Source organism: Pontibacterium sp. (assembly GCF_041587635.1).
Taxonomy (GTDB): domain Bacteria; phylum Pseudomonadota; class Gammaproteobacteria; order Pseudomonadales; family Balneatricaceae; genus Pontibacterium.
In genome coordinates this window covers 1-1,429 of sequence record NZ_JBFGYC010000729.1, presented here as the reverse complement: position 1 = coordinate 1,429, position 1,429 = coordinate 1, and the positions used below count along the sequence as shown (strand labels likewise).

The window sequence follows — 1,429 nt, the reverse complement described above, 5'->3', positions numbered from 1 at the left end:
TTTTTTTTGACACTGGATACTCTTTTCCCTTCTGATCAAACACAATACACACCATTTCCGCATCCTTGTTTTTGACACCTGTGAGCCCATCAATAACGACATCAGAAAGCGCCGCTACCGTTCTTAATAGCGAATTTAGTTTTTTAGTATTTGGATCATTCCTTACCTGAACTGCCGTTCCTCCCCCAACATCAATACTCTGAGCAGTAATGGTGGGCGCAAATTTCTTTGCGATATCTTGGTCATGCTGCCAAAACCACGCTGCCAAGCTGGACTTCGTTACTGTGCACTTTTCAGGCACGATGTAGTCTTCTACTTCTGAATATTGTGCCCGCGATGCTATGACTAAATGTGAAGTAACCCTATTATCCATTGGCGGATAAAGTGGGTCAGCCAACACAATATCGTCCACCAGTGCCCGATATATTTCTTTCGCTGTTCGAATACTGGTCATCAACTCTTCAATCACTAACGCCATCCGATCGGGGCCGATAGTACAATCCTCAACAGACGACAGCTTATGCGCAAACTGCAAGCCCTCGTGCGCTGCACTAAAATCAGGATATCGTTCTAAATCAACCGCTAACAGCGCGGCCTCTTCTGCCGTTAGGGCCGTTTTGAATTTCATAATTATTTACATTCCTTGACGCTTAAGGACTTCGTGAGAAAACAGCGAAACAACAGAACCATTGGTACGCAGATTATCGAGATAATCCGCCCAGCGCTGCATCATGGCCCGACGCTGCGGTAAATGCGTGGTGCGGTTATACGCTCTACCCAGACTGTCCTTAACTGCATGCGCTGACTGATGCTCAATCAGCTCGATTCTCTCCCCCAACACCTCATCAAGAATGGTGCGAGCCATTGCTCGGAAACCATGGCCGGTCATCTCTTCCTTGCTTATCCCCATCCTGCGCAAGGCAGACAAAATCGCGTTATCACTCATAGGGCGGCGCGGACTTGTTGCACTAGGGAATACGTATTGCCACTGTCCCGTTAATAGCTGCTGATCCTTCAATATCTCAACCGCTTGACGACTTAGCGGAACGATATGATCCACTTTCATCTTCATTTTCTTTGCGGGAATACGCCACTCGGCCCCCTCTAGGTCGATCTCTTGCCACTCGGCATAGCGTAGCTCCTTCGGGCGAACAAACACCAATGGAGCTAATTTTAAAGCCGCACGTACTGTCTCTGTGCCCACATACCCATCTATCATATTCAGCAAGCTCCCCACTTGGGCGGGCTCTGTAATTGCGGCAAAGTGCTTTTTAATTGGAGTCGACAGCGCACCCTTTAGATCGGGCGTTATATCCCTCTGTGCTCGGCCTGTAGCGACCCCATAGCGATATATCTGCCCAACGGTTTGCTTCAGACGATGAGCTGTCTCGATTGCCCCGCGGGCCTCTACACGACGTAGTACAGCCAG

Annotated in this window: 2 protein-coding genes; both read right to left on the bottom strand. The window is 48.9% G+C overall.

Annotation, left to right across the window (positions count from 1 at the left end):
• Positions 1–628: hypothetical protein (locus ABYW01_RS21215; protein WP_372836585.1), on the bottom strand; the 628-nt coding region annotated here is incomplete at its 3' end.
• 6 nt (positions 629–634) lie between these two features.
• A partial coding sequence (locus tag ABYW01_RS21210; RefSeq protein WP_372836584.1) for a tyrosine-type recombinase/integrase occupies positions 635–1,429 on the bottom strand: 795 nt, incomplete at its 5' end.